This is a genomic window from Lysobacter sp. A421, assembly GCF_054052145.1.
Window position 1 is genome coordinate 177,072 of the sequence record NZ_JBSVRL010000002.1, and the last position, 20,233, is coordinate 197,304.

Annotated in this window: 19 protein-coding genes; 13 read left to right on the forward strand and 6 right to left on the reverse strand. The window is 66.2% G+C overall.

The genetic code is table 11. The annotated features are described in order from the left end of the window. Positions 1–13 precede the first annotated feature (13 nt). Positions 14–808 carry a hypothetical protein gene (locus tag ACW7G6_RS06235; protein WP_456997805.1) on the reverse strand — a complete coding sequence of 265 codons (795 nt, stop codon included), beginning with the start codon at positions 806–808 and terminating at the stop codon, positions 14–16. A gap of 274 nt (positions 809–1,082) precedes the next feature. After that, complete coding sequence (locus ACW7G6_RS06240; protein WP_456998130.1) at positions 1,083–3,107, reverse strand: S9 family peptidase; 2,025 nt, start codon at positions 3,105–3,107, stop codon at positions 1,083–1,085. Between the two features lie 334 nt (positions 3,108–3,441). On the opposite strand from ACW7G6_RS06240, the gene ACW7G6_RS06245 reads away from it, so the two are divergent. The 4 genes from ACW7G6_RS06245 to ACW7G6_RS06260 all read left to right on the forward strand — a co-directional run bounded on the left by ACW7G6_RS06245 (position 3,442) and on the right by ACW7G6_RS06260 (position 6,354). After that, entirely contained in the window at positions 3,442–3,957 is a 516-nt protein-coding gene (locus ACW7G6_RS06245) for a c-type cytochrome (protein ID WP_456997806.1), read from the forward strand. A gap of 127 nt (positions 3,958–4,084) precedes the next feature. Beyond that, entirely contained in the window at positions 4,085–4,792 is a 708-nt protein-coding gene (locus ACW7G6_RS06250; protein WP_456997807.1) for an alpha/beta hydrolase, read from the forward strand. A gap of 7 nt (positions 4,793–4,799) precedes the next feature. Beyond that, positions 4,800–5,891: a cell division protein ZapE gene (gene zapE, locus ACW7G6_RS06255; RefSeq protein WP_456997808.1), complete on the forward strand. Its 1,092-nt coding sequence runs from the start codon at positions 4,800–4,802 to the stop codon at positions 5,889–5,891. Positions 5,892–5,991: 100 nt separating this feature from the next. Continuing rightward, positions 5,992–6,354, forward strand: a complete 363-nt coding sequence (locus tag ACW7G6_RS06260) for a hypothetical protein (protein ID WP_456997809.1) — start codon at positions 5,992–5,994, stop codon at positions 6,352–6,354. Position 6,355: 1 nt separating this feature from the next. On the opposite strand, the gene ACW7G6_RS06265 is transcribed toward ACW7G6_RS06260, so the two are convergent. The 4 genes from ACW7G6_RS06265 to ACW7G6_RS06280 are packed head-to-tail and all read right to left on the reverse strand — an operon-like array spanning position 6,356 to position 10,730. Continuing rightward, on the reverse strand, positions 6,356–7,939 hold the full coding sequence (locus tag ACW7G6_RS06265) for a PepSY-associated TM helix domain-containing protein (protein WP_456997810.1): 1,584 nt from the start codon (positions 7,937–7,939) through the stop codon (positions 6,356–6,358). A 10-nt stretch (positions 7,940–7,949) separates the two neighbouring features. Further along, positions 7,950–8,213, reverse strand: a complete 264-nt coding sequence (locus ACW7G6_RS06270) for a hypothetical protein (RefSeq protein ID WP_456997811.1) — start codon at positions 8,211–8,213, stop codon at positions 7,950–7,952. Then, positions 8,213–8,554 carry a hypothetical protein gene (locus ACW7G6_RS06275; RefSeq protein WP_456997812.1) on the reverse strand — a complete coding sequence of 114 codons (342 nt, stop codon included), beginning with the start codon at positions 8,552–8,554 and terminating at the stop codon, positions 8,213–8,215. The genes ACW7G6_RS06270 and ACW7G6_RS06275 overlap by 1 nt, the downstream gene beginning before the upstream one ends. A 25-nt stretch (positions 8,555–8,579) precedes the next feature. Continuing rightward, positions 8,580–10,730 carry a TonB-dependent siderophore receptor gene (locus tag ACW7G6_RS06280; protein ID WP_456997813.1) on the reverse strand — a complete coding sequence of 717 codons (2,151 nt, stop codon included), beginning with the start codon at positions 10,728–10,730 and terminating at the stop codon, positions 8,580–8,582. A 236-nt stretch (positions 10,731–10,966) separates the two neighbouring features. On the opposite strand from ACW7G6_RS06280, the gene ACW7G6_RS06285 reads away from it, so the two are divergent. The 9 genes from ACW7G6_RS06285 (at position 10,967) to ACW7G6_RS06325 (ending at position 20,175) form a co-directional block, all read left to right on the forward strand. Next, the gene (locus ACW7G6_RS06285) at positions 10,967–12,298 is read left to right on the forward strand and encodes an amidohydrolase (RefSeq protein ID WP_456977852.1); all 1,332 of its coding nucleotides are present in this window, start codon (positions 10,967–10,969) and stop codon (positions 12,296–12,298) included. A 17-nt stretch (positions 12,299–12,315) separates the two neighbouring features. Further along, positions 12,316–13,161: an NADPH-dependent 7-cyano-7-deazaguanine reductase QueF gene (queF, locus tag ACW7G6_RS06290; RefSeq protein ID WP_456997814.1), complete on the forward strand. Its 846-nt coding sequence runs from the start codon at positions 12,316–12,318 to the stop codon at positions 13,159–13,161. 92 nt (positions 13,162–13,253) lie between these two features. Then, the gene (locus ACW7G6_RS06295; RefSeq protein ID WP_456977854.1) at positions 13,254–13,580 is read left to right on the forward strand and encodes a LysM peptidoglycan-binding domain-containing protein; all 327 of its coding nucleotides are present in this window, start codon (positions 13,254–13,256) and stop codon (positions 13,578–13,580) included. Between the two features lie 33 nt (positions 13,581–13,613). Next, positions 13,614–14,108 (forward strand): hypothetical protein, encoded by a 495-nt coding sequence (locus ACW7G6_RS06300; RefSeq protein ID WP_456977855.1) that lies wholly within the window; start codon positions 13,614–13,616, stop codon positions 14,106–14,108. Positions 14,109–14,268: 160 nt separating this feature from the next. Further along, on the forward strand, positions 14,269–14,994 hold the full coding sequence (locus ACW7G6_RS06305) for a UPF0149 family protein (RefSeq protein WP_456977856.1): 726 nt from the start codon (positions 14,269–14,271) through the stop codon (positions 14,992–14,994). 207 nt (positions 14,995–15,201) lie between these two features. Further along, positions 15,202–15,648: an REP-associated tyrosine transposase gene (locus ACW7G6_RS06310; RefSeq protein ID WP_456977857.1), complete on the forward strand. Its 447-nt coding sequence runs from the start codon at positions 15,202–15,204 to the stop codon at positions 15,646–15,648. Positions 15,649–16,301: 653 nt separating this feature from the next. Next, positions 16,302–18,521: an NADP-dependent isocitrate dehydrogenase gene (locus tag ACW7G6_RS06315; RefSeq protein ID WP_456997815.1), complete on the forward strand. Its 2,220-nt coding sequence runs from the start codon at positions 16,302–16,304 to the stop codon at positions 18,519–18,521. Positions 18,522–18,680: 159 nt separating this feature from the next. Further along, positions 18,681–19,562, forward strand: coding sequence for a class I SAM-dependent methyltransferase (locus ACW7G6_RS06320; protein WP_456997816.1), 882 nt, complete (start codon positions 18,681–18,683; stop codon positions 19,560–19,562). Between the two features lie 61 nt (positions 19,563–19,623). Beyond that, a complete protein-coding gene (locus tag ACW7G6_RS06325; protein WP_456997817.1) occupies positions 19,624–20,175 on the forward strand; it encodes a pseudouridine synthase in 552 nt (183 codons plus the stop codon). Positions 20,176–20,233: the final 58 nt, after the last annotated feature.

The window sequence follows — 20,233 nt, forward strand, 5'->3', positions numbered from 1 at the left end:
TTAGGCCGCATGTTCACGGTTTAGTGAGATCCAACAGAGGCGGCAGTTTGACAAGACCAGCCTGTACCAAGGTGAGCAGCGCAATAATAATTGTTAGCCAGAACATCCGCCTCTGGGTTGAGATGCTCTCCCCGTGCTTTCTTTCCTGTTCCTCGTAGAGCTCGATTGCTGCGACACCTTGTCCAGTTATCTGGTAGTCAATTCCGTTCTTGATGAGATCCTTTGTCTCTACTAGCTTGTCAAGATGGAAGTGTACCCGGTGGTGCTCATCCTCCTGATTCGGATGGAGATACCACCTCTCCGTGTGAATCAGCGTCATGACGGACAGCGACGAAAGTTTGTCTCGACCATTAAGCTGAGCCGAGAGGATTGTTTTAAGTAGTTCTATCCGCTGCTTCGTAACGAGCTTGCGGCGGTTGTACAGGTCTTGGGTAAGGCTGTGGTACGCGAAGTGGATCTTTGCTTTGAGGTAGGGCAGTCGAAATGTTCGCCCCAATGCGAGGTCAAGCCAGCCTGAATATGTAGTCGTGCAAAGCCCATGATAGTGGGTGAACTCAAAGCGATCCTTGAGAAGCTCCTTGAACGCGATCTCGGACTTGATTGAGTAACGGTCTCCGTCCCACTCAAGACAGTTGCAAGTATCGTCGTTGGCCGATTGAACGATCAGAGAGTCGTCGTCACCGCGAATGACACGAGTGGTGTAACAATTGACAGCCGCGCCAGCATCTCCGGATCGGGGAATGCGATCGGGAGATGCCTTGCGCAACGGGATCTCAAGCAGTGCTCTTTTGATGGATGCGGAGATCATTGTTGTGCGACCTAACGCTGATTCGAGCCCCTAAACGGGGCGTAGCAAACAGTATGCCCGAAAGCTCCTCCGGGCCAACAGCTCACAACCGGCACCAAATCAACCGGTTACACATATCTAACCTTGGCCCGCTCGAATCCGAGTTGGTTCTATTAGGACTGCCGCAACGCGGTGTAATACTCGCAACGCCCTCCAACGAAATATCCCGCCGTGGGCGCGGCACCGGGACCGTTGCAACCGGAATAAGCCGTATGGGGTTGTCTCGCCACACTGTCTACTTCCTGATCACCTGCTCGTGGTCCTGCAATGCCTCGGCCAGGCCCGGCACGCCGTCGGCACCCGTCGGCACGCTGATGCTGGAGTCGGTGAAGTCGGCCCCGATCGGCTCGGCGCGGCCACCCAGGCACTCGCTCAGGAAGCCCTCGGCCACGGCATTGAACGCCTTGTTGTTCTCCGGTCGCGCGAAGCCGTGGCCTTCGTCCGGGAACAGCACGTAGGTCACCGGAATGTCGTTGGCGGTCATCGCCTTGACGATCTGGTCGGACTCGTCCTGCTTCACGCGCGGGTCGTTCGCGCCCTGGCCGATCAGCAACGGCTTGGTGATCTGGTCGGCGCGGGTCAACGGCGAGCGCTCGACCAGCCACTGCTTGCCGTCCTCGGTGCGCGGGTCGCCCATGCGTTTGGCCAGTTGCTCGTAGAAGCTGGCCCAGTACGGCGGCACGGTGCTGAGCAGGGTGTTGAGGTTGGACGGGCCGACGATGTCGACGCCGCAGGCGAACGTGTCCGGGGTGAAGGTCAGCCCGGCCAGCGTGGCGTAGCCGCCGTAGCTGCCGCCCATGATCGCGACCTGGTCGGCGGTGGTGACGCCCTGGTCGACCGCCCACTGCACCGCGTCGAGCAGGTCGTCGTGCATCTTGCCGGCCCACTCGCCGTTCCCGGCGTTGGTGAACGTCTTGCCGAAGCCGGTGGAGCCGCGGAAGTTCACCGCCAGCGTGGCGTAGCCTCGGTTCGCCAGCCACTGGTCATACGGGCTGTAACCGTAGCTGTCGCGCGCCCACGGGCCGCCGTGCACGAACAGCACCATCGGCACCGGGGCGTCGGCCTTGCCGTCGTTGTTGGCGTCGGCGCTCTTGGGCAGCGTGAGGTAGCTGACCAGCGTCTTGCCGTCGCGCGAGGTGATCTCCTGCGGCCACTGCGGAACCAGCGGCTTGCCATCGAGCTCCGGACGCGCCGAGAACAACTTGGTCAGCGTGCCGCCGGCGCCACGGTCGTAACGGTAGTAGACCACCGGGGCCTCGGCCGCCGAGTAGGTGACGATCCACACGCTGTCATCGTGGGTGCGCGCATTGACGCCGATCTCACCGGGGCCGATTGCCTCCAGCTTCTCCAGGTCGGCGCTGATGGCCGGATCGACCGGCTCCCACTCCTCGCGCAGGTAGTTGACCGCGACCGCCTGCACTTCACCCGTCTGCGGGTGCGTCAGCGATTGGCCGACGTCGGCGCGCGCGTCCTCCAGCACCAGCGTGCGCTCGCCGCTGGCCACGTCGACCGCAAACAGCGCCGCGGTGTTGCGCCCGCGCGAGTCGACCAGGTAGAGGGTGTCGCCGTCGGTGGTCAGGCCGGCGGGGGCGGTGGTCATCGAGTCCTCGAACGGGATGTCCGAATAGACCTTCCAGCCGCCCTGCCCGTCGGGCTGCAGGATGTCGCTGCCGCCGTCGGGCCGCGCGCGCGTCGCATAGCGCACCGTGAGGCTGTCGTCGGCCAGGTAGCCGCCGATCTGGTCGTCGTTCTTCTCCACCAGGGTGCGCTCGCCGGTCGCGAGGTCGACCTTGTACAGGTCGTGCCACGCCGGGTCGCGGTCGTTCATGCCGACCAGGATCGTGCCCGGCTGCGAGTGGCTGGCCGCCACGACCATCGCGGTGGTCTTGGGATACGGCGTGAGGTCGGTTTCTTCGCCGGTCGCGATGTTGACGCTATAGAGGTGGAAGTCCTCGTCGCCGCCGGTGTCTCGCAGGTACAGCAGCGTATCGGGCAGGAAGGACCAGAAGTGGTTGCGGATGCCGCGCGCGGTGTCGTCGGTGATCGCGCGCGCCTCCCCGGGATTGTCGGCCGGCGCCACCCAGACGTTCATCACGCCCTCGACCGGTGCGACCCAGCTCAGGGTCTTGCCGTCGGGGCTGATCATCACCATCGCGCGCTCGGGATTGCCGAACAACGCATCGCGCGTGATCAGCTCGACATCGGCGATGCGCTCGGCAGCTGTCGGCGGCGTCTGGGCGAGTGCGGTGGAAATCGACATGGCGAGGACGAGGCCTGCGACGCGGGGCAGCTGGGTGAGCATGTGGATCTCCAGGGATGCGGCGACTGGCCCCGAAATGAGACCTGCATCGCAGTAGAGCACCTATTCAACGTCCACTCCAGATGGGCTGGAATGGCGCCAGCGCCAGGCCCGTGCCAGCTCGATCCACAAGCTGTTGGCATCCAGCCGCGAACTACCCGTTTCCAGTGCAACCCCGGGGCACGGCTACTTGTCGGGGTGAGTTGGCTTTATACTGCCCCGCGGCCGCCTGATTGCGGCTTTCCGTTGAATTGGCGACGTGCACCCTTCATGGGCGACGCACAACAGGTGGACCGTGCAGAACTACGACCTCGAATTCCTGAAGAAATTCTCCGTGATGATGGGCTTCCTGCTGGTGGTCGCCCTGGGCCTCATTGGACTCGCCTATTACGTCCACGAGTCGTTGCCGGAAGAAGTGCCCGCCAACGTGGCCGCTCGAACCCAGGCGCACATCGCACCGGTTGGCGGCGTCTATGCCGGCAGCACCGGCGCGGCGGCGCAGGCGGCAGCAACGGCGGCAGCGGCAGCCGCGGCAAGCGCACAGGTGGCCTACGGCGGCACGCTGGACGGCTCGGTGATCTTCAACAACCTGTGCACCGGTTGCCACACCACCGGCGCCGGCGGCTCACCGACCATGGACAAGGCGCATTGGGCCGCGCGGATTCCGCAGGGCATCGATACCCTGCACCGGCACGCGATCGAAGGCTTTACCGGCAGTACCGGCATGATGCCCGCCAAGGGCGGCAACCCGGCGCTGACTGACGAGCAGGTGATCGCCACCGTCGACTGGATGATGGACAACCTGAAGTAATCGGTACCCGGCAGTTGCCGCGCACGACGCCGCCTCCGGGCGGCGTTGTCGTATCTGCGGCCGGCATTTGCGCGGCCGCCGCCGTCGCCGCCGGCACGGCCGCCAACAGGCGGCTTATCATGGCGGCATGGACAACCCCACATTTCCCGACGACGCCGACTTCCTTGGCGGCAGCGCCGCCAATCTCACCCTCGCCGGCCCGGCCGGAGATATCGAGACGATCGTCGAGGCACCCGAGCCCGACGTTCCTGCTCGACCGCTGGTCGTGGTGGTCTGCCACCCGCTGCCGACTGAAGGCGGCACCATGCACAACAAGGTGGTGACCATGACCGCGCGGGCGCTGCACCAGTCCGGCGCCAGCACCGTGCGGTTCAATTTTCGCGGCGTCGGTGCCTCCGAAGGCAGTTTCGACGAGGGCAATGGTGAGGTTGAGGACCTGGCCGCCGTGGTTGCCTGGGTCCGTGAACAACGCCCGAATGCACAAGTCTGGCTCGCCGGTTTCAGTTTCGGCTCCTACGTTGCCTACAGGGCCGCCGCCCGGCTGCAGCCGGACATGCTGATCATGATTGCCCCCCCTGCGGGAGGTCGTGGCTACGACTTTGCCGCCATCGCGCCCTTCGACGGCCCGTGGCTGGTGGTTCAAGGCGAGGCGGATGAGATCGTCGATCCCGCCGCGGTCTATGCGTGGGTCGATGGCTTGAATCCGCCGCCCGAGCTGGTCCGCATTCCCGATACCAGCCATTTCTTCCATCGCAAGCTGATGGACCTGCGCGGCGCGGTAAAGAACGGCGTGCGCCCCTTCCTGCCGACAGCGACCCCGACCGCCGATGAGTGACCCGGTCATGACTGGGCGCGCGCTCCCCAGCGTGCGTTACCGGGCAGGCGTGGCCACCGGGAGCTGGAGTGACGATCCCACCCAGCACGCGGCGCTGGCCGAGCTGGATCGCCTGCATGCGGCGCTGCTGGACCCGCCGCGGCCCGGCTTGCTGGACCGGCTGCTCAACAAACCCGCGCCGGCGGCCACCGGGCTGTATCTGTGGGGCGGCGTGGGGCGTGGCAAGACGTTCCTGATCGACCTGTTTTATGAAGGCTTGCCGACAACCCGCAAGCACCGCACCCACTTTCATCGCTTCATGCGGGAGGTCCATGCGCAGCTGCGCGAGCATGCCGGCGAGCGCGACCCGCTGGTAAGCATCGCCAGGCAAACCGGCGCGAGGCTCGACGTGCTGGTGCTGGACGAGTTCTTCGTCACCGATATCGGCGACGCGATGTTGCTGGGTCGCCTGCTGGAGCATCTGTTCGCCCACGGCGTCGCGCTGGTGACCACCTCCAACATCGACCCGGACAACCTGTTCAAGGACGGTCTGCAACGCGAGCGCTTCCTGCCCGCGATCTCCCAGCTGAAAAAACATTGCGCCGTGCTCCACCTGGACAGCGACCACGACTACCGATTGCGTGCGTTGACCCGCTCACCGGTTTACCGGGCGCCGCTGGACGCCGACTCGGAAGACTGGTTGGCCGCTCGCTGGGAAGAGATTGTCGACGGCCGCGCGCGCGAGACTGGCCCACTTAAGATCGAAGGCCGCGAGATCGCGGTGCGCGGACTTGCCGAAGGCCATGCCTGGTTCGACTTCGCGGCGCTGTGTGAAGGCCCGCGCGCGAGCGGTGACTACATCGAGATCGCCACCGAGTTCCACACCGTCGTGGTGGGCGACATACCACTGTTCGATGGCGACAACGACGACCCGGGGCGGCGTTTCGTGCACCTGATCGACGAGCTTTACGACCGCCAGGTCAACCTGGTCTGCACCGCCGCCGCTGCGCCGCTGGAGCTGTACCGCGGTCGTCGGCTGGTCGGCGCGTTCGAGCGCACCGCCTCGCGCCTGATCGAGATGCGCTCGGCCGAATACCTGGCCCAGGCGCACCGCTGCTGATCTGGCTTGCGGCTGTCGGTGGGTCGATGACCACGTCTCGCTAACAAGCGTGCTCCTATCCTCGATGCGCAGCCATTGCTGCCTTGACGAGGGAACCAGCATGGACTCGATCGGTATGTTGCGCGTTGCGGCAGCCCTGTTTGCGATTGCGGCAGCAGGTGGGTTGGTAATGGCCGCGATCCGGCTGTTCGGAAAACGTAATCCGCCCAGTTGGCTGGCGATGGTGCACGGCCTGCTGGCCGCGGCCGGACTGACCTTGCTGGCATACGCCGCGATTGCCGGGCAGGTACCCAACCTGGCATGGGTCGCGTTGGGCCTGTTGGTATTGGCGGCAGCGGGCGGTGCCTTGATGAATCTTGTCTACCAGTGGCAGCGGCGGATATTGCCGCTGGGACTGCTGCTGGGCCATGCGATCCTGGCCGTCGTCGGCTTCGTGGCCCTGATTGCGGCCGCGTTTGGCTGAATCACGAAGCCTGTTGGACGGCGCCCGGCCTGGGGTCGGCCCAGACGCTGTGCGGATCACCTTCGCGCCCGCGCCGCGCACTGGCGCGGGCCAGCGCGGCGAAGCCGACCGCCAACACAATCGCCATCGCGTCGACCGTGACCAGCACCCAGTGGCTGGCGGCCGCAGCCTTCCATAACGGCCAGCCACTGGCGAAACCGTGTGCGATGGGAATCGCCAGCGTCACCAGCGCCGCCAGCCACAGCAGCTCGCGGACACCACGCGATGGCGGCCGCAAAGCCGCCCACAGCGCGCATAGCGCCCAGGTGCCGAAACAGGCCCAGCGCTCGGCCACGGCGGTATCCAGCCCGAACATCGGCGCCAGTTGCGCGGCCACGAAGCTGGCCGAGATTGCCACGCACACGCCGATACAGACCCCGACCGTGGCGCGCGCCATGTTGACCTGCGCGCGTCCCTGCTGCGGCGAGCGCTTCTTGCGTCGCGACTCGATCCACAACAGGTTGCCCGAATAGAACAGGAACGCGCCGGCCAGCCCGAGCAGGAAATACATCCACTGCACCAGTGCGTTGCCGAACTCGCCGAAGTGCAGCGCGTAGGTCGCCTGCAGGGTGGCGTGATTGGCGTCGCGCGCACCTTGCAACTGCACCGCCAGCACCTCACCGCTGCCGGCATCCAGCGCCACCGAGCCCAGCGCGCCCAGCGCGCGCGACGTCTCGCCGGTGATCTCGACCACCGCGTTGGCGTCGCCGCCATGCTGCAGCTTCAGGTACGCCGGCTCGAAATCGTCGATGCCATGCTCACGTGCCGTCGCCACCGAGCGCGCATGCCACTGCGTCAGCGACTGCATCGCGGCGGGCTCACCGGAGGCGGCGACCACCGGCGCGGTGTCCATCGCCGCCGGCACCTCTGACAACAGCTTGCCGTCATAAACCAGCGGGTTGAGCAGCGGCATCAGCACGAACAGCAGGCACAACACCGCACCGGTGACCGCGAACATCACGTGCGCCGGCAAGCTGAGCACGCCGATGACGTTGTGCGCGTCCTGCCAGAAGCGCTTGAGGTTGCGTCCCGGGCGCAGCGCAAACAGGTCCTTCGTCAGCCGCGGCAGGTGGATCACCACGCCGCTGACCAGCGCCAGCCCGTACAACAGGCTTACGATGCCCATCAGCCAAGTGCCGACCATCGGGATACCGAGCGAGAAGTGCAGCAGGTTGACCAGCTCGGCCAGGCTCGAGGTCGGCGGGGTCGGGCTGCCCTGCAGGGTGTCGAGGGTCGCGAACTGCCATATGCCCTCACCGTCCAGCCACCAGGCCGAAGCCTGCGCCGACTCGGCTCCGGGGAAGCCAAGGCCAAGGTGAACGCGCGCGCCTTCGTGGCGGGCCAGCACCTCGTCGAACAGGCGTTGGGCATCGGCGATCGAGTCGGGCCCGGCCTCCACCGCGCTCGACTGCCAGACCGGCAATTCGTGGTGGAACATGGTGATCGCGCCGGCATAGAAGGCGACGAACAGGGCGAAGCCGGCGACCAGCCCGACCCAACTGTGGACCGCGGTGAACACCCGCAGGGTATTGGCGCGCAATTTCATCGAAGCGTCCTCATGCCGCCCATCCGGCCGCCTGCACGAGCCGCAGCAGGCCAAGCGTGAGCAACGCCGATCCACCAATCCAGACCCATGCCCGCAGGCCGCTGGCGAAGCGGAAGCTGGCCGCCGCGATCCCGATCCACAACGGGAACAGCAGCACCAGTCCCGGCACCAGGGTCGACTGCCACGGCCCCGGCAGCAAGCGCCCGAGCAGGCTCACCAGGGCGGCGGCGAGGAGGAAGCCCGGCAGTGCGCCGGCGGTCGCGCGGCCCCACATCAGTCGGTCTCGAGCGCAGCGCGCGGCTTGACCGGCGAAGACGTTTCGCGCGCCGCTCGTGCGCCGGGTCGTGCATCTGCCGGCCGTCGCGCGGTCGTCCACCACGCCAGATACGGCAGCGCGACCATGGCGAGCATCCACGTCGCCAGCATCGCGCACAGCCCTGCGCCGACGCCGAGCACGGCAATCCACGCGCCCAGCGAGGCCAGCGCCAGCACCCCGCCGAGCACGCGCAGTCCGTCGCGACCGGCGCCGGGCCGCCACGTGCGGTTGGGCGAGGCCAGGTACAAGGCCAGCGCCGACAACAGCGCGGCGGCGGTCGCGAGAATGCCCCAGGCCATGTCCATCATCTGGCTCCGCCCGCCATCACCAGCGGTAGCGCACGGTCGCGGTGACCGTGCGCGGGTGGCCGTAGTAGCACCACATCGCGCTGTTGCAGACCGCCACGTACTCCTTGTCCATCAGGTTGCTGGCGTTGAGCTGCAGGCGCCAGCGGTCGAAGTCGTAGTGCACCGCGGCGTCGAACAGCGTGTACGACGGCGTCTTCCATTCGTTGTAGATGTCGCCGTAGACCGATCCGGTATGGCGCACGCCGCCGCCGAAACCGAGGCCCGACAACGCGCCGTAGGCAATCGTGTAGTCGAGGCCGAGCGAAGCCTGCTGCTCCGGCACCAGCGCGACGCGCTTGCCGAGCGCGGCGGCGTCGGTGGTCTGGGTGACCTCGGTGTCCATCCAGGTTGCGGCGCCGTACACGCCCAGCGTCGGGGTCAGGTTCCAGCGGCCTTCCAACTCGACGCCGCGCACGCGGGTCTCGCCCTGCTGCACCGAGAACAGCACATGGTCGGGATCGACGCTGAGCGTGTTCTGCTGGCGGATGTCGTACACCGCCAGCGTCGCCAACCCGCGGCCGCTGGGCGGCAGGTATTTCACGCCGGCCTCGATCTGCTCGCCTGTGGTCGGTGCGAACGCGTTGCCGTCGAAGTCGACGCCGACCGTCGGCTGGAACGATTCCGACCACGCCAGGTACGGCGCGAACCCGGAGTCGAACACGTAGTTGACGCCCAGTCGCCCGGAGAACGCGTCGTCCTCCTGCCGGCTGCGCGTCACCGGGTCGGCGATCAGGTTGTCTGCGCGCGTGCGCACCTGGTCCTGGCGGCCGGCGACGGTGACCACCCAACGGTCCAGCCGCAGTTGGTCCTGCAGGTAGATGCCGGTCTGCTGCTGCACCTTGTCCTCGTGGAAGGTGTAGTCCGGTATCACCACATCGGCGCCATAGACCGGGTTGAACACGTCGATCGGATCGATCCCGAACGCGAATGCCGACGCGTAGTCACTCTGCAGCCGGCGGTAATCGACGCCGGCCAGCACGGTGTGTTGCCACGCGCCGGTGACGAAGTCGAAGCTCACGTTGTTGTCGACGCCGAACGCCTTGGAATGCTCTTCCAGCGGGAACAGGTAACGGTTGAGCGTGTGCCCGTCTTCCTGCAGCCCCAGCGTGCCGATGCCGGCGTCATGGTCGACGTCGGTCTCGCCGTAGCGCAGGTTCTGGCGGAACGTCAGGCCATTGCCGAACACGTGCTCGAACTCGTAGCCGGCCGACTTGCTGGTGCGGATGTAGTCGTTCCAGCCCGGCTCGCCGGTGAAGACGCTGGGTGAGATCTGGCCGTGCGGACTCGGCAGCAGCGTGCCCTCGGCGGGCAGGAAGCCACTGCCGTTGGCGGTATCGGCCTTCTGCCAGCGCGCCAGCAACGTCAGCGAGGTGGCCTCGCTGGGCTTCCACGCCAATGCCGGGGCGAAGAAGTAGCGGTCGTCCTCGACATGATCAACCAGGTTGTCGCTGTTGCGGGCCAGGCCGGTGAGCCGGTACGACCACACGCCGGCCTCGTCCAACGGCCCGCCGAAATCGAACGCGGCCTGGCGCAGGTCGAAGTTGCCCAGCTGCACCTCGACTTCGCGCAGCGGCACAGCGGTCGGGCGCTTGCTGACCAGGTTGACCAGCCCGCCCGGCGGCATCGCGCCGTAGGACACCGATGACGGCCCCTTCAGCACGTCCATGCGCTCCAGCCCGTACGGCTCGACGCGGGTCGCGCCGGTCCAGACGCCGTCGGTCAGCGCCAGCCCGTCCAGGTAGCGCGCGGGGCTGAAGCCGCGCACCAGCAGCCAGTCGCTGCGGGTGTCCTGGCCGTAGCCGCCGCCCTGGGTGCCGGCCAGGTACCACATCGCCTCGTCGATGCCATGCAGGCCGCGGTCGGCGAACTGCTGCGCGCTCACCACCGACACCGACTGCGGCGCCTCGGTGATCAGGGTGTCGGTCTTGGTGACGGTCTGGCTGCGCTTGATGATCTGCGCCTGGACCTGGACGGTGTCGAGGGTGGTGGCGTCGGACGACGCGGCGACGTCGGCGGTGGCGGCCAGTGGCGTGACCTGCGCAACGGCCGGTAATGCGGCCAGCAGTGACAAGCTGAGCAGGGCCGCGCGCGGTGCGGGCGACAGGAAGGATCGAGCGTCCTGGGACATATAAAGCCTTGACGGAAAAGAATAAGGAGACAGAACGACGCGCGTAACCCACGCGGCCCAGCCCAAGTTGATAATGATTCGCATTCTATTCCAGGTTGCGGCCAGCGACAACGCACACCCCGCAGTCCAAAGCCGCCACAACGTCGCCGCGACCCGCTCCGGCGAAGGTGCAGCGGTCACGTATCGGCCCGTGCGTCGATTGGCGTTAGCATCGGCTTTCCTCTGGGGAGACGACCATGCCGCTGCCAACCATCCGTTCGATTGCCTTGCCCGCCTTGATTTCTTTGTTGGTGTCGCCCTGTGCGCTGGCCCAGGCGGACCCGCAGCAACGGCCGGTCGTCACCGCCGCGGCCGAACGCCTGGGCGACGAGGTCGTCGAACTGCGGCGCTGGTTCCATGCCCATCCCGAGCTGTCCAACCGCGAAGAGCAGACTGCGGCCAAGGTCGTCGAGCACCTGCGCGCGCTCGGCCTGGAGCCGCGCACCGGGATCGCCCATCACGGCGTCACCGCGATCATCGACGGTGGCCTGCCCGGCCCGAAGATCGCCCTGCGCGCCGACATGGACGCCTTGCCGGTGACCGAGCAGACCGGACTGCCGTTCGCCTCCACGATCACCACCACCTTCAACGGGCAGGAAACCGGGGTGATGCACGCCTGCGGCCACGATGCGCACACCGCCATCCTGCTCGGCGTCGCCGACGCGCTGGTGGCGATGAAGGACGAGTTGCCCGGCCAGGTGATGCTGGTGTTCCAGCCGTCCGAGGAAGGCGCGCCGGCGGGCGAGGAAGGCGGCGCCTCGTTGATGCTGGAGGAAGGCCTGTTCGCCGACTTCAAGCCCGACGCGATGTTCGGCCTGCACGTGTTCTCATCGCTGCCGGCCGGCACCATCGGCGTCCGCGGCGGTCCGCTGATGGCCGCGTCGGACAAATTCACCATCACTGTCAACGGCCGCCAGAGCCATGGCTCGGCGCCGTGGGGCGGGATCGACCCGATCGTCACTGCCGCCGACCTGATCGGTACCGCGCAGACCATCGTCAGCCGCAACACCAACATCGCCAAGCTGCCGGCAGTGGTGAGCTTCGGCGTGATCAACGGCGGCATCCGCTACAACATCATTCCCGACTCGGTGGAACTGGTCGGCACCATCCGCACCTTCGACGAGGACATGCGCTCGAAGATCCACGCCGAGCTCGAAGGCGTCGCCCAGCATGTCGCCGCCGCGCATGGCGCCACAGTGACGACCGACATACCGGTCGGCACCGGCAACCCGGTGACCGCCAACGATCCGGAACTGACCGCGAAAATGCTGCCAAGCCTGCGCGCCGCCGCCGGCGTCGAACACGTGATCGAGCCACCGCTGCAGATGGGCGCGGAGGATTTCGCCTATTACGCGAAGGAAGTGCCGTCGATGTTCTTCTTTGTCGGCGCCACCTCGGCCGGGATCGACCCGGCGACCGCGCCGACCAACCACTCACCCCAGTTCAAGCTCGACGAGTCGTCGCTCGACCTGGGCCTGCGCGCGATGCTGCAGGTTTCGCTGGACTACCTGCACGGGGTCGAGGGCTGACCAGTAAACTGGCGTGCATGACTGCCATCGACCTGCCCCTGGGCCGCCACGTTGACTACCCGCGTGTGTACGACGCCGCGTTGCTGTTTCCCATCCCGCGTGCGCTGGGGCGGGGCGAACTCGGCCTGGACGCTGCCGGGTTGGCGCAGGCCGACCTGCCGTTCATCGGCCATGACCGCTGGCACGCCTACGAGCTGGGCTGGCTGGACCGCCGGGGCAAGCCGAGGGTCGCCACCGCCACCCTGACGGTCCCGGCCGACTCGCCAAACCTGATCGAGTCCAAGTCGCTCAAGCTGTACCTGAATTCCTTCAACGCGACCCGTTTCGACGACGACGCGGCCATGCTCGCGCGCATCGCTGCCGACCTGTCACGGGTCGCCGGCAGCCCGGTTGCGGTCACCTTCGGCTTGCCGCCCATCGACCAGGCCGATGACGCGACCGGTGATGACGGCAGCGACTCGCTGGACACGCTGGAGATCGATGTCGACCACTACGGCCCGCCGCGCGCGGACTTCCTGCAGGTCACGCGCAACGAGGTGGTCGAGGAAAGCCTGTCCAGTGCGCTGCTGAAATCGAACTGCCCGGTGACCGGCCAGCCGGACTGGGCACGGGTGCGGATCGACTATCGCGGCCCACGACTGGATCGCGCCGGCCTGCTGCGCTACCTGGTGTCGTTTCGCGACCACGCCGGCTTCCACGAGCAATGCGTGGAACAGATTTTCCTGGACCTGATGCACCATGCGCAGCCGCAGCAGTTGTCGGTGCAGGCCCGCTACACGCGCCGCGGTGGCCTGGACATCAACCCGTGGCGGGCAACAAAAGGCTTTGCGGCCCCCATCGCCGGACGCGACCTGCGCCAATGAACGGCTGACCGGAAGGTTCACACCAGCACGATCCGTTCTTAACAACCTGCGTGGCAAGGTTATCCCGCCAACAAGGCAGGAGCCCACCCACGATGACCACCCCAGACAAAAAGGCCGACTTCTCCGGCGTCACCAGCAATGTCGACACCACGGCCAAGAAGGTCGAGGAAAAAGCCGATTTCTCCGGCGTCAGCAGCAGCGTCGATACCACCGCCGAGAAGGTCGGTGCGTCCGCACAGCAGACCTATACCGTGCAAAGCGGCGACACGCTGTCGGCCATCGCCAAGCAGTTCTACGGCAAGGCCGGCGCGTGGAATGCGATCTACGACGCCAACCGCGACCAACTGGACGATCCGGACCGGATCCAGCCCGGTCAGATCCTCAACATCCCCGTCCAGGACGACAACCCGGCCGTTTGATTCCGGCACCCGACCGCCTTTCAGGAGAATCCCATGACTGCCAACAAACTCCCCTACGCCGTAGCCGCCGCCCTTGTTGCCTCGCTGGCGCTGGCCGGTTGCAACAAGGACAAACCGGCCACCGACACCACCATGGCCCCGCCACCGGTGGCGAGTGAACCCGCCCCGCTGCCGCCCGCCGAGCCGATGCCGACCGAGGCTGCACTGGACGTCACTTCAGTCACCCTGGGGTCTGAAGCCGGCGCCGACAAGTCGATCGCTTCTCCAGTGACCACCTTCGGCACCGCGGATCCGATCATTGTCTCGATCGCCACCAATGGCGCGGCAAGCAATGCCGTCATCAATGCGAAGTTGGTCTACGAGGATGGCCAGACTGCCGGCGATGAGTCGCAGTCCGTCACCACCACGGGCATGGAAACCACCAACATCACCTTCAACAACGCCAACGGCTGGCCGGCCGGTACCTACACCGCGGAAGTCTGGGTGGACGGTGCCAAGTTGAACAGCACGCCATTCTCGGTCGAATAGATCCCGGTCAAAATAAGAAATACGCCTGAACAGTGGCATCTCTCTCCCTCCGGGCGCGACGAAAGTCGCGCCTTTTTTTTATTGCTGGTGGGATGGAGGGTCTTCATCACCCCTTGGGGCTACCATTCCCCCCAATCCCCCAACCCGTGTCGAAACCACCATGACCAACCCGCCAACCTATCTCGACGACGAGCAGATCGAGCGTCTCGCGGACCTGCTTGAGCGGCGCGCGGTACCGTTCCGCGGCTTCAACCTGGAAGCCCTCGACGGCTACCTGTCGGCGTTGGCGGTATCGCCCGGCGAGATCCCGATGAGCGAGTGGGAGCCGCCGGTGTGGGGCAAGGTGCCGCGTTGGGACGACCCGGTCGAGCGCGCCGGGGTCGAGAAGTTGCTGCTGGGCCACCGCAACATGGCCAACTTCCGCGTACGCCACGGCGACAGCGACCTGCCCGACCACCTCGCCCCGCTGCTGTGGCTGCCCGAAGACCTCGACAAACCCGAGGCCGAAGCCCTGCAGGAAGACGACCTGGATGTTGGCCGCGACTGGGCGCTGGGGTTCTTCACCGCGGTGGCGCTGCGCGAGGCGCAATGGGACCAGTGGCTGGACGACAACGAGTGGATGGAAGACATCTTCGACCTGTTTGACCGGCTCGCCAGTGGCGAGGTGATGGCCGAGGACCCGACCGCACCCGCCACCCCGATCAGCTACCGCGAGCGTCTGGAGATCGTCGCCGGACTGCCCGGCATGCTCGCCGACCTCAACCACCACCGCGTCGAAGCCCTCACCCCGCGCGAACCGATCCGCACCGAGCCCACCCCCGACCGCAACGCCCCCTGCCCCTGCGGCAGCGGCAAGAAATACAAAAAGTGCTGCGGCACAACGTAGGTCGGGTTTCAACCCGACACCGCAAACCCCCGCATCACCGCCAATGTCGGGTTAAAACCCGACCTACAGGCAAGGACGAACAAAACGCACGGCCGTAGGTCGGGTTTCAACCCGACACCGCGGACCCGGCGTCACCGTCGATGTCGGGTTAAAACCCGACCTACATGCAGGGATGGACAACTACACAGCCAGGTTCACGGAGGAACAATGGCTTACACCGATTTGCGCAGGGGACGCGTTTCCCACACGGGCTTGCCGTATCACATCACGACGGTGACACGGGATCGCTTCCCGCATTTTTCGTCCCTCGATAACGGACGCAAGGTGGTGCAGGAGCTGATGGCATTGCAGGCCGCGGGGCGTGCCGAAACCCTGTGTTACGTGGTGATGCCAGATCACCTGCATTGGTTGATGGTGCTACACGAGGGCAAGTTGTCCGACGCGGTGCGTTTGTTGAAAGGGCGCACGGCGCGCGCGATTGGCCATGGCGTCTGGCAGCCGAATTATTTTGATCATGCGGTGCGCAAGGATGAGCAGTTGCGCGCAATCGCACGCTACATCGTGGCAAATCCGCTGCGAGCAGGCTTGGTCAAGCGGATCGGCGACTATCCGTTGTGGGACGCGATCTGGCTCGACGAAACCCTGTCAGGGTAGGTCGGGTTTCAATCCGACATCGACGGTGACGACAGATCCCCGGTGTCGGGCTGAAGCCCGACCTACGGCGGGGGATAGGGTTTGGATCGATGAGACCTTGTCGGGTAGGTCGGGTTTCAACCCGACATCGGCGGTGACGCCGGATTTGCGGTGTCGGGCTGAAGCCCGACCTACGGCGGGGGATGGGGTTTGGATCGGTGAGACCTTGTCGGGTAGGTCGGGTTTCAACCCGACATCGGCGGTGACGCCGGATTTGCGGTGTCGGGCTGAAGCCCGACCTACGGCGGGGGATGGGGTTTGGATCGATGAGACCTTGTCGGGTAGGTCGGGTTTCAACCCGACATCGGCGGTGACGACGGATACCCGGTGTCGGGCTGAAGCCCGACCTACGGAGGGGGATGGGGTTTGGATCGATGAGACCTTGTGGGGTAGGTCGGGTTTCAACCCGACATCGGCGGTGACGACGGATCCGCGGTGTCGGGTTGAAACCCGACCTACGGGGGCGGATGTGTGCGTCTTTGCTCCGGCCGGCGTCGGGGGCGACAATGGAGGGGCCGACCCGGGGGTGCCATGGGCGCCGTCGGGTCCGCGCCGGCGGTGTCGGGTTGAAACCCGGCCTACCCCGTCGCCCCTATTCCGCACGCGAGATCACCATGCCCAAGATCATCTACACCCTTACCGACGAAGCGCCGCTGCTGGCCACGCAGTCGCTGCTGCCGATCGTCCAGGCGTTCACCGGCACTGCCGGCATCGGCGTGGAGACCCGCGACATCTCGTTGGCGGCGCGGATCCTGGCCCAGTTCCCGGAGCTGCCCGGCGAGCGCAAGGTGACCGACGACCTCGGTGAGTTGGGCGCGATGGCCACCACGCCGGAGGCCAACATCATCAAGCTGCCCAACATCAGCGCTTCGGAGCCGCAGTTGCAGGCCGCGATCGCGGAGTTGCAGCAGCGCGGCTACCCGCTGCCGGAGTATCCCAGTGCCCCGGCCAACGACGAGGAGCGCGACATCCGGGCCCGCTACAACCGGGTCAAGGGTAGCGCGGTCAATCCGGTGTTGCGCGAGGGCAATTCCGACCGGCGCGCGCCGCTGTCGGTGAAGAACTTCGTACGCAAGCACCCGCACCGGATGGGCGCGTGGAGTGCGGACAGCAAGTCGCATGTCGCGCACATGGAAAGTGGCGATTTCTACGGTAGCGAGCGCTCGGTGGTGATCGGCCACGACGGTGCGGTCCGGATCGAGCTGATTGGCAACAACGGCGTCACCACCGTGCTCAAGGAAAGCACCGCAGTCCTGGCCGGCGAAATCATCGATGCGGCAACCATGAGCCGGCAGGCGTTGGCAGGCTTCACCGATGCCCAGATCAAGGATGCCAAGGCCAACAACGTGCTGTTTTCGCTGCACCTGAAGGCGACCATGATGAAGGTCTCCGACCCGATCATCTTCGGCGTGGTGGTCCGCGAGTTCTACCAGCCGGTGCTGGAAAAGCATGCCGCCGCGCTGAAGGACATCGGCTTCAATCCCGACAACGGCATCGGCGACCTGTACGCGCGCCTGGGCGGTCTGCCGGAAGACCAGCAGGCCGCGATCAAGGCCGACATCGATGCGCTGTCTCAGCGTCCGGGCCTGGCGATGGTCAACTCGGACAAGGGCATCACCAACCTGCACGTGCCCAGCGACGTGATCGTCGACGCCTCGATGCCGGCGATGATCCGCGACTCCGGCAAGATGTGGAACGCGGCCGGCGAGCTGCAGGACACCAAGGCGGTGATCCCCGACCGCAGCTACGCGAGCGTCTATCAAACCGTGGTCGACGACTGCAAGGCCCATGGCGCGTTCGACCCGGCGACGATGGGCAGCGTGCCCAATGTCGGGCTGATGGCGCAGAAGGCCGAGGAATACGGCTCGCACGACAAGACCTTCCAGGTGCCCGCCGATGGCTCGGTGCACGTGGTCGACGAGACCGGCAAGATCCTGCTGGAGCATGCCGTGCAGGCCGGCGACATCTGGCGCATGTGCCAGACCCGCGACGCGCCGATCCAGGACTGGGTGAAGTTGGCGGTCAGCCGTGCGCGCCTGAGCCACACGCCGGCGGTGTTCTGGCTGGACCCGCAACGCGGCCACGACACCGAGGTGATCGCCAAGGTCGAGCAGTACCTGAAGGACCACGACACCGAAGGGCTGGACATCCGCATCCTGGCGCCGGTGGAGGCCACGCAGTTCTCGCTGGACCGGATCCGCAAGGGCGAGGACACCATCTCGGTGACCGGCAACGTGTTGCGCGACTACCTGACCGACCTGTTCCCGATCATGGAGCTGGGCACCAGCGCCAAGATGCTGTCGATCGTGCCGCTGATGGCCGGCGGTGGCCTGTTCGAGACCGGCGCCGGTGGATCGGCGCCCAAGCATGTGCAACAGCTGGTGCAGGAAAACCACCTGCGCTGGGATTCGCTGGGCGAGTTCCTGGCCTTGGCGGCGTCGCTGGAGCACCTGGCCACGACCACCGGCAACGCCTCCGCCCAGGTGCTGGCCGACACCCTGGACACGGCGACGGGCACCTTCCTGGACAACAACAAGTCACCCTCGCGCAAGGTTGGCGAGATCGACAACCGTGGCAGCCATTTCTACCTGGCGATGTATTGGGCGCAGGCACTGGCCGCGCAGGACGTCGACGCCGGCTTGAAGGCGAAGTTCGCCCCGCTGGCCAAAGCCTTGACCGACAACGAGGCAAAAATCATCGGCGAACTCAACCGGGTCCAGGGCCAGCCGGTCGACATCGGTGGCTATTACCACCCCGACCTGGCGCTGCTGGACCAGGTGATGCGGCCGAGCGCGACCTTCAACACCACGCTGGCGTCACTGTCCGCTGATTGATCCCGACTCGCGGGAGCGCAGTACCAGCAGGCCCGGCAGTCCGGGCCTGCTGCTTTGTCCGGCCGCGACAACCCGGCCGTTTATCCGCCCGACCTGACTATCGGCCTGGCGAGCCGCTTGCGCTACGCTGGCGCCTTCGCTGGATAGAAGGATTTCCGCATGAAACGTCTTTTGCTTGCTGCCTTGCTGCCGGCCCTGCTCACCGCCTGCAACGCCAATTTCACTGGCGGTTCCACAGACGCGGTCGCACCGGCGGATAGCACCGTCGCCGATGTTCCGGCCAGTGAAACCGCGGCCACCACGCTCGACGCCGTCATTGCCGGTGATTGGCGCGACCCCGCCAACGCGGCGCGCGACCAGTACCGGCACCCCGCCCAGACGCTCGGCTTCTTCGGCCTACAACCGGACCAGACCGTGGTGGAAATCGTCCCCGGCGGCGGCTGGTATGCCGAGATCCTGGCACCCTACCTGCGCGACGGTGGCCAGTACATTGCCGCTGTGGTCAATCCCGCGGCCCTGCCCGCCGGCAATGGTCGCGATTATCAGCAACGCACCAGGGATGGAATCGAGGCGAAGTTTGCCGGCGCTCCGGCGCAGTTCGACCACGCCGAGGTGGTGGCCTACGACCCGGCCGCGCCGGTGTTCGGCCCGGCCGGCTCGGCCGATCTCGTGCTCACCTTCCGCAATGTCCACAACTGGCGCTCCAGCGGTCAGGCCCAGGGCATGTTCGACGGTTTCTTCGCGGTGTTGAAGCCCGGTGGCACCCTCGGTGTGGCCGAGCATCGCGCCGCCGCGGATGTCGCCGACGACGACAAGACCGGCTATGTCGGCCAGGCCCAGGTGATCGCGATGGCCGAGGCCGCCGGTTTCGTGCTCGACGCCAGCAGCGAGGTCAACGCCAACCCGCTCGACACCAAGGACCACCCGAACGGAGTCTGGACGCTGCCACCGGGCAACAACCACGACGATGCCGACGACGCCAAGTACGCCGCAATCGGCGAGAGCGACCGTATGACCCTGCGTTTCAGCAAGCCCGACTGATCACGTCGCCGACCCGCCGCTGCCAGGCGGCGTATCGCGTGCCACCGTCGGTACCGACACCATGCTGATTGCGTTCAACAAACCCTACGGCGTGCTGTGCCAGTTCACCGATGCCGCACACGGACGTGCGAACGTCGAACCACCACGACCGACGCTGGCCGGCTTCGGCCTGCCATCCGATGTGTATGCGGCCGGCCGGCTGGACTTCGACAGCGAAGGACTGTTGCTGCTGACCGACGACGGCAAGCTGGCGCACCGGCTGACCGACCCGCGCCACAAGCAGGACAAGACGTACTGGGCGCAGGTGGAGGGCGATCCAAAGCCGACGCAACTGGCCGCGCTGCGCACCGGTGTCGATCTGAAGGATGGCCCGACATTGCCGGCCCGCGCTCGAATGATCGCACCGCCGGCATTGTGGCCACGCAATCCCCCGGTGCGGTTTCGCAAGAGCGTTCCCGACGCGTGGCTGGAGCTGGCGATCCGCGAAGGCCGCAACCGCCAGGTCCGTCGCATGACCGCCGCCGTCGGGCTTCCCACGCTGCGTCTGGTGCGGGTGGCCGTCGGCGCCTATCGGCTGGATACGTTGGCTCCCGGTGAGTGGCGCGAGTTGTGAGGCCAGTGCCAGGGGCCGCTGACTGAACGGTTCAGCGTTACTGCCGGCAGCCCTTCCG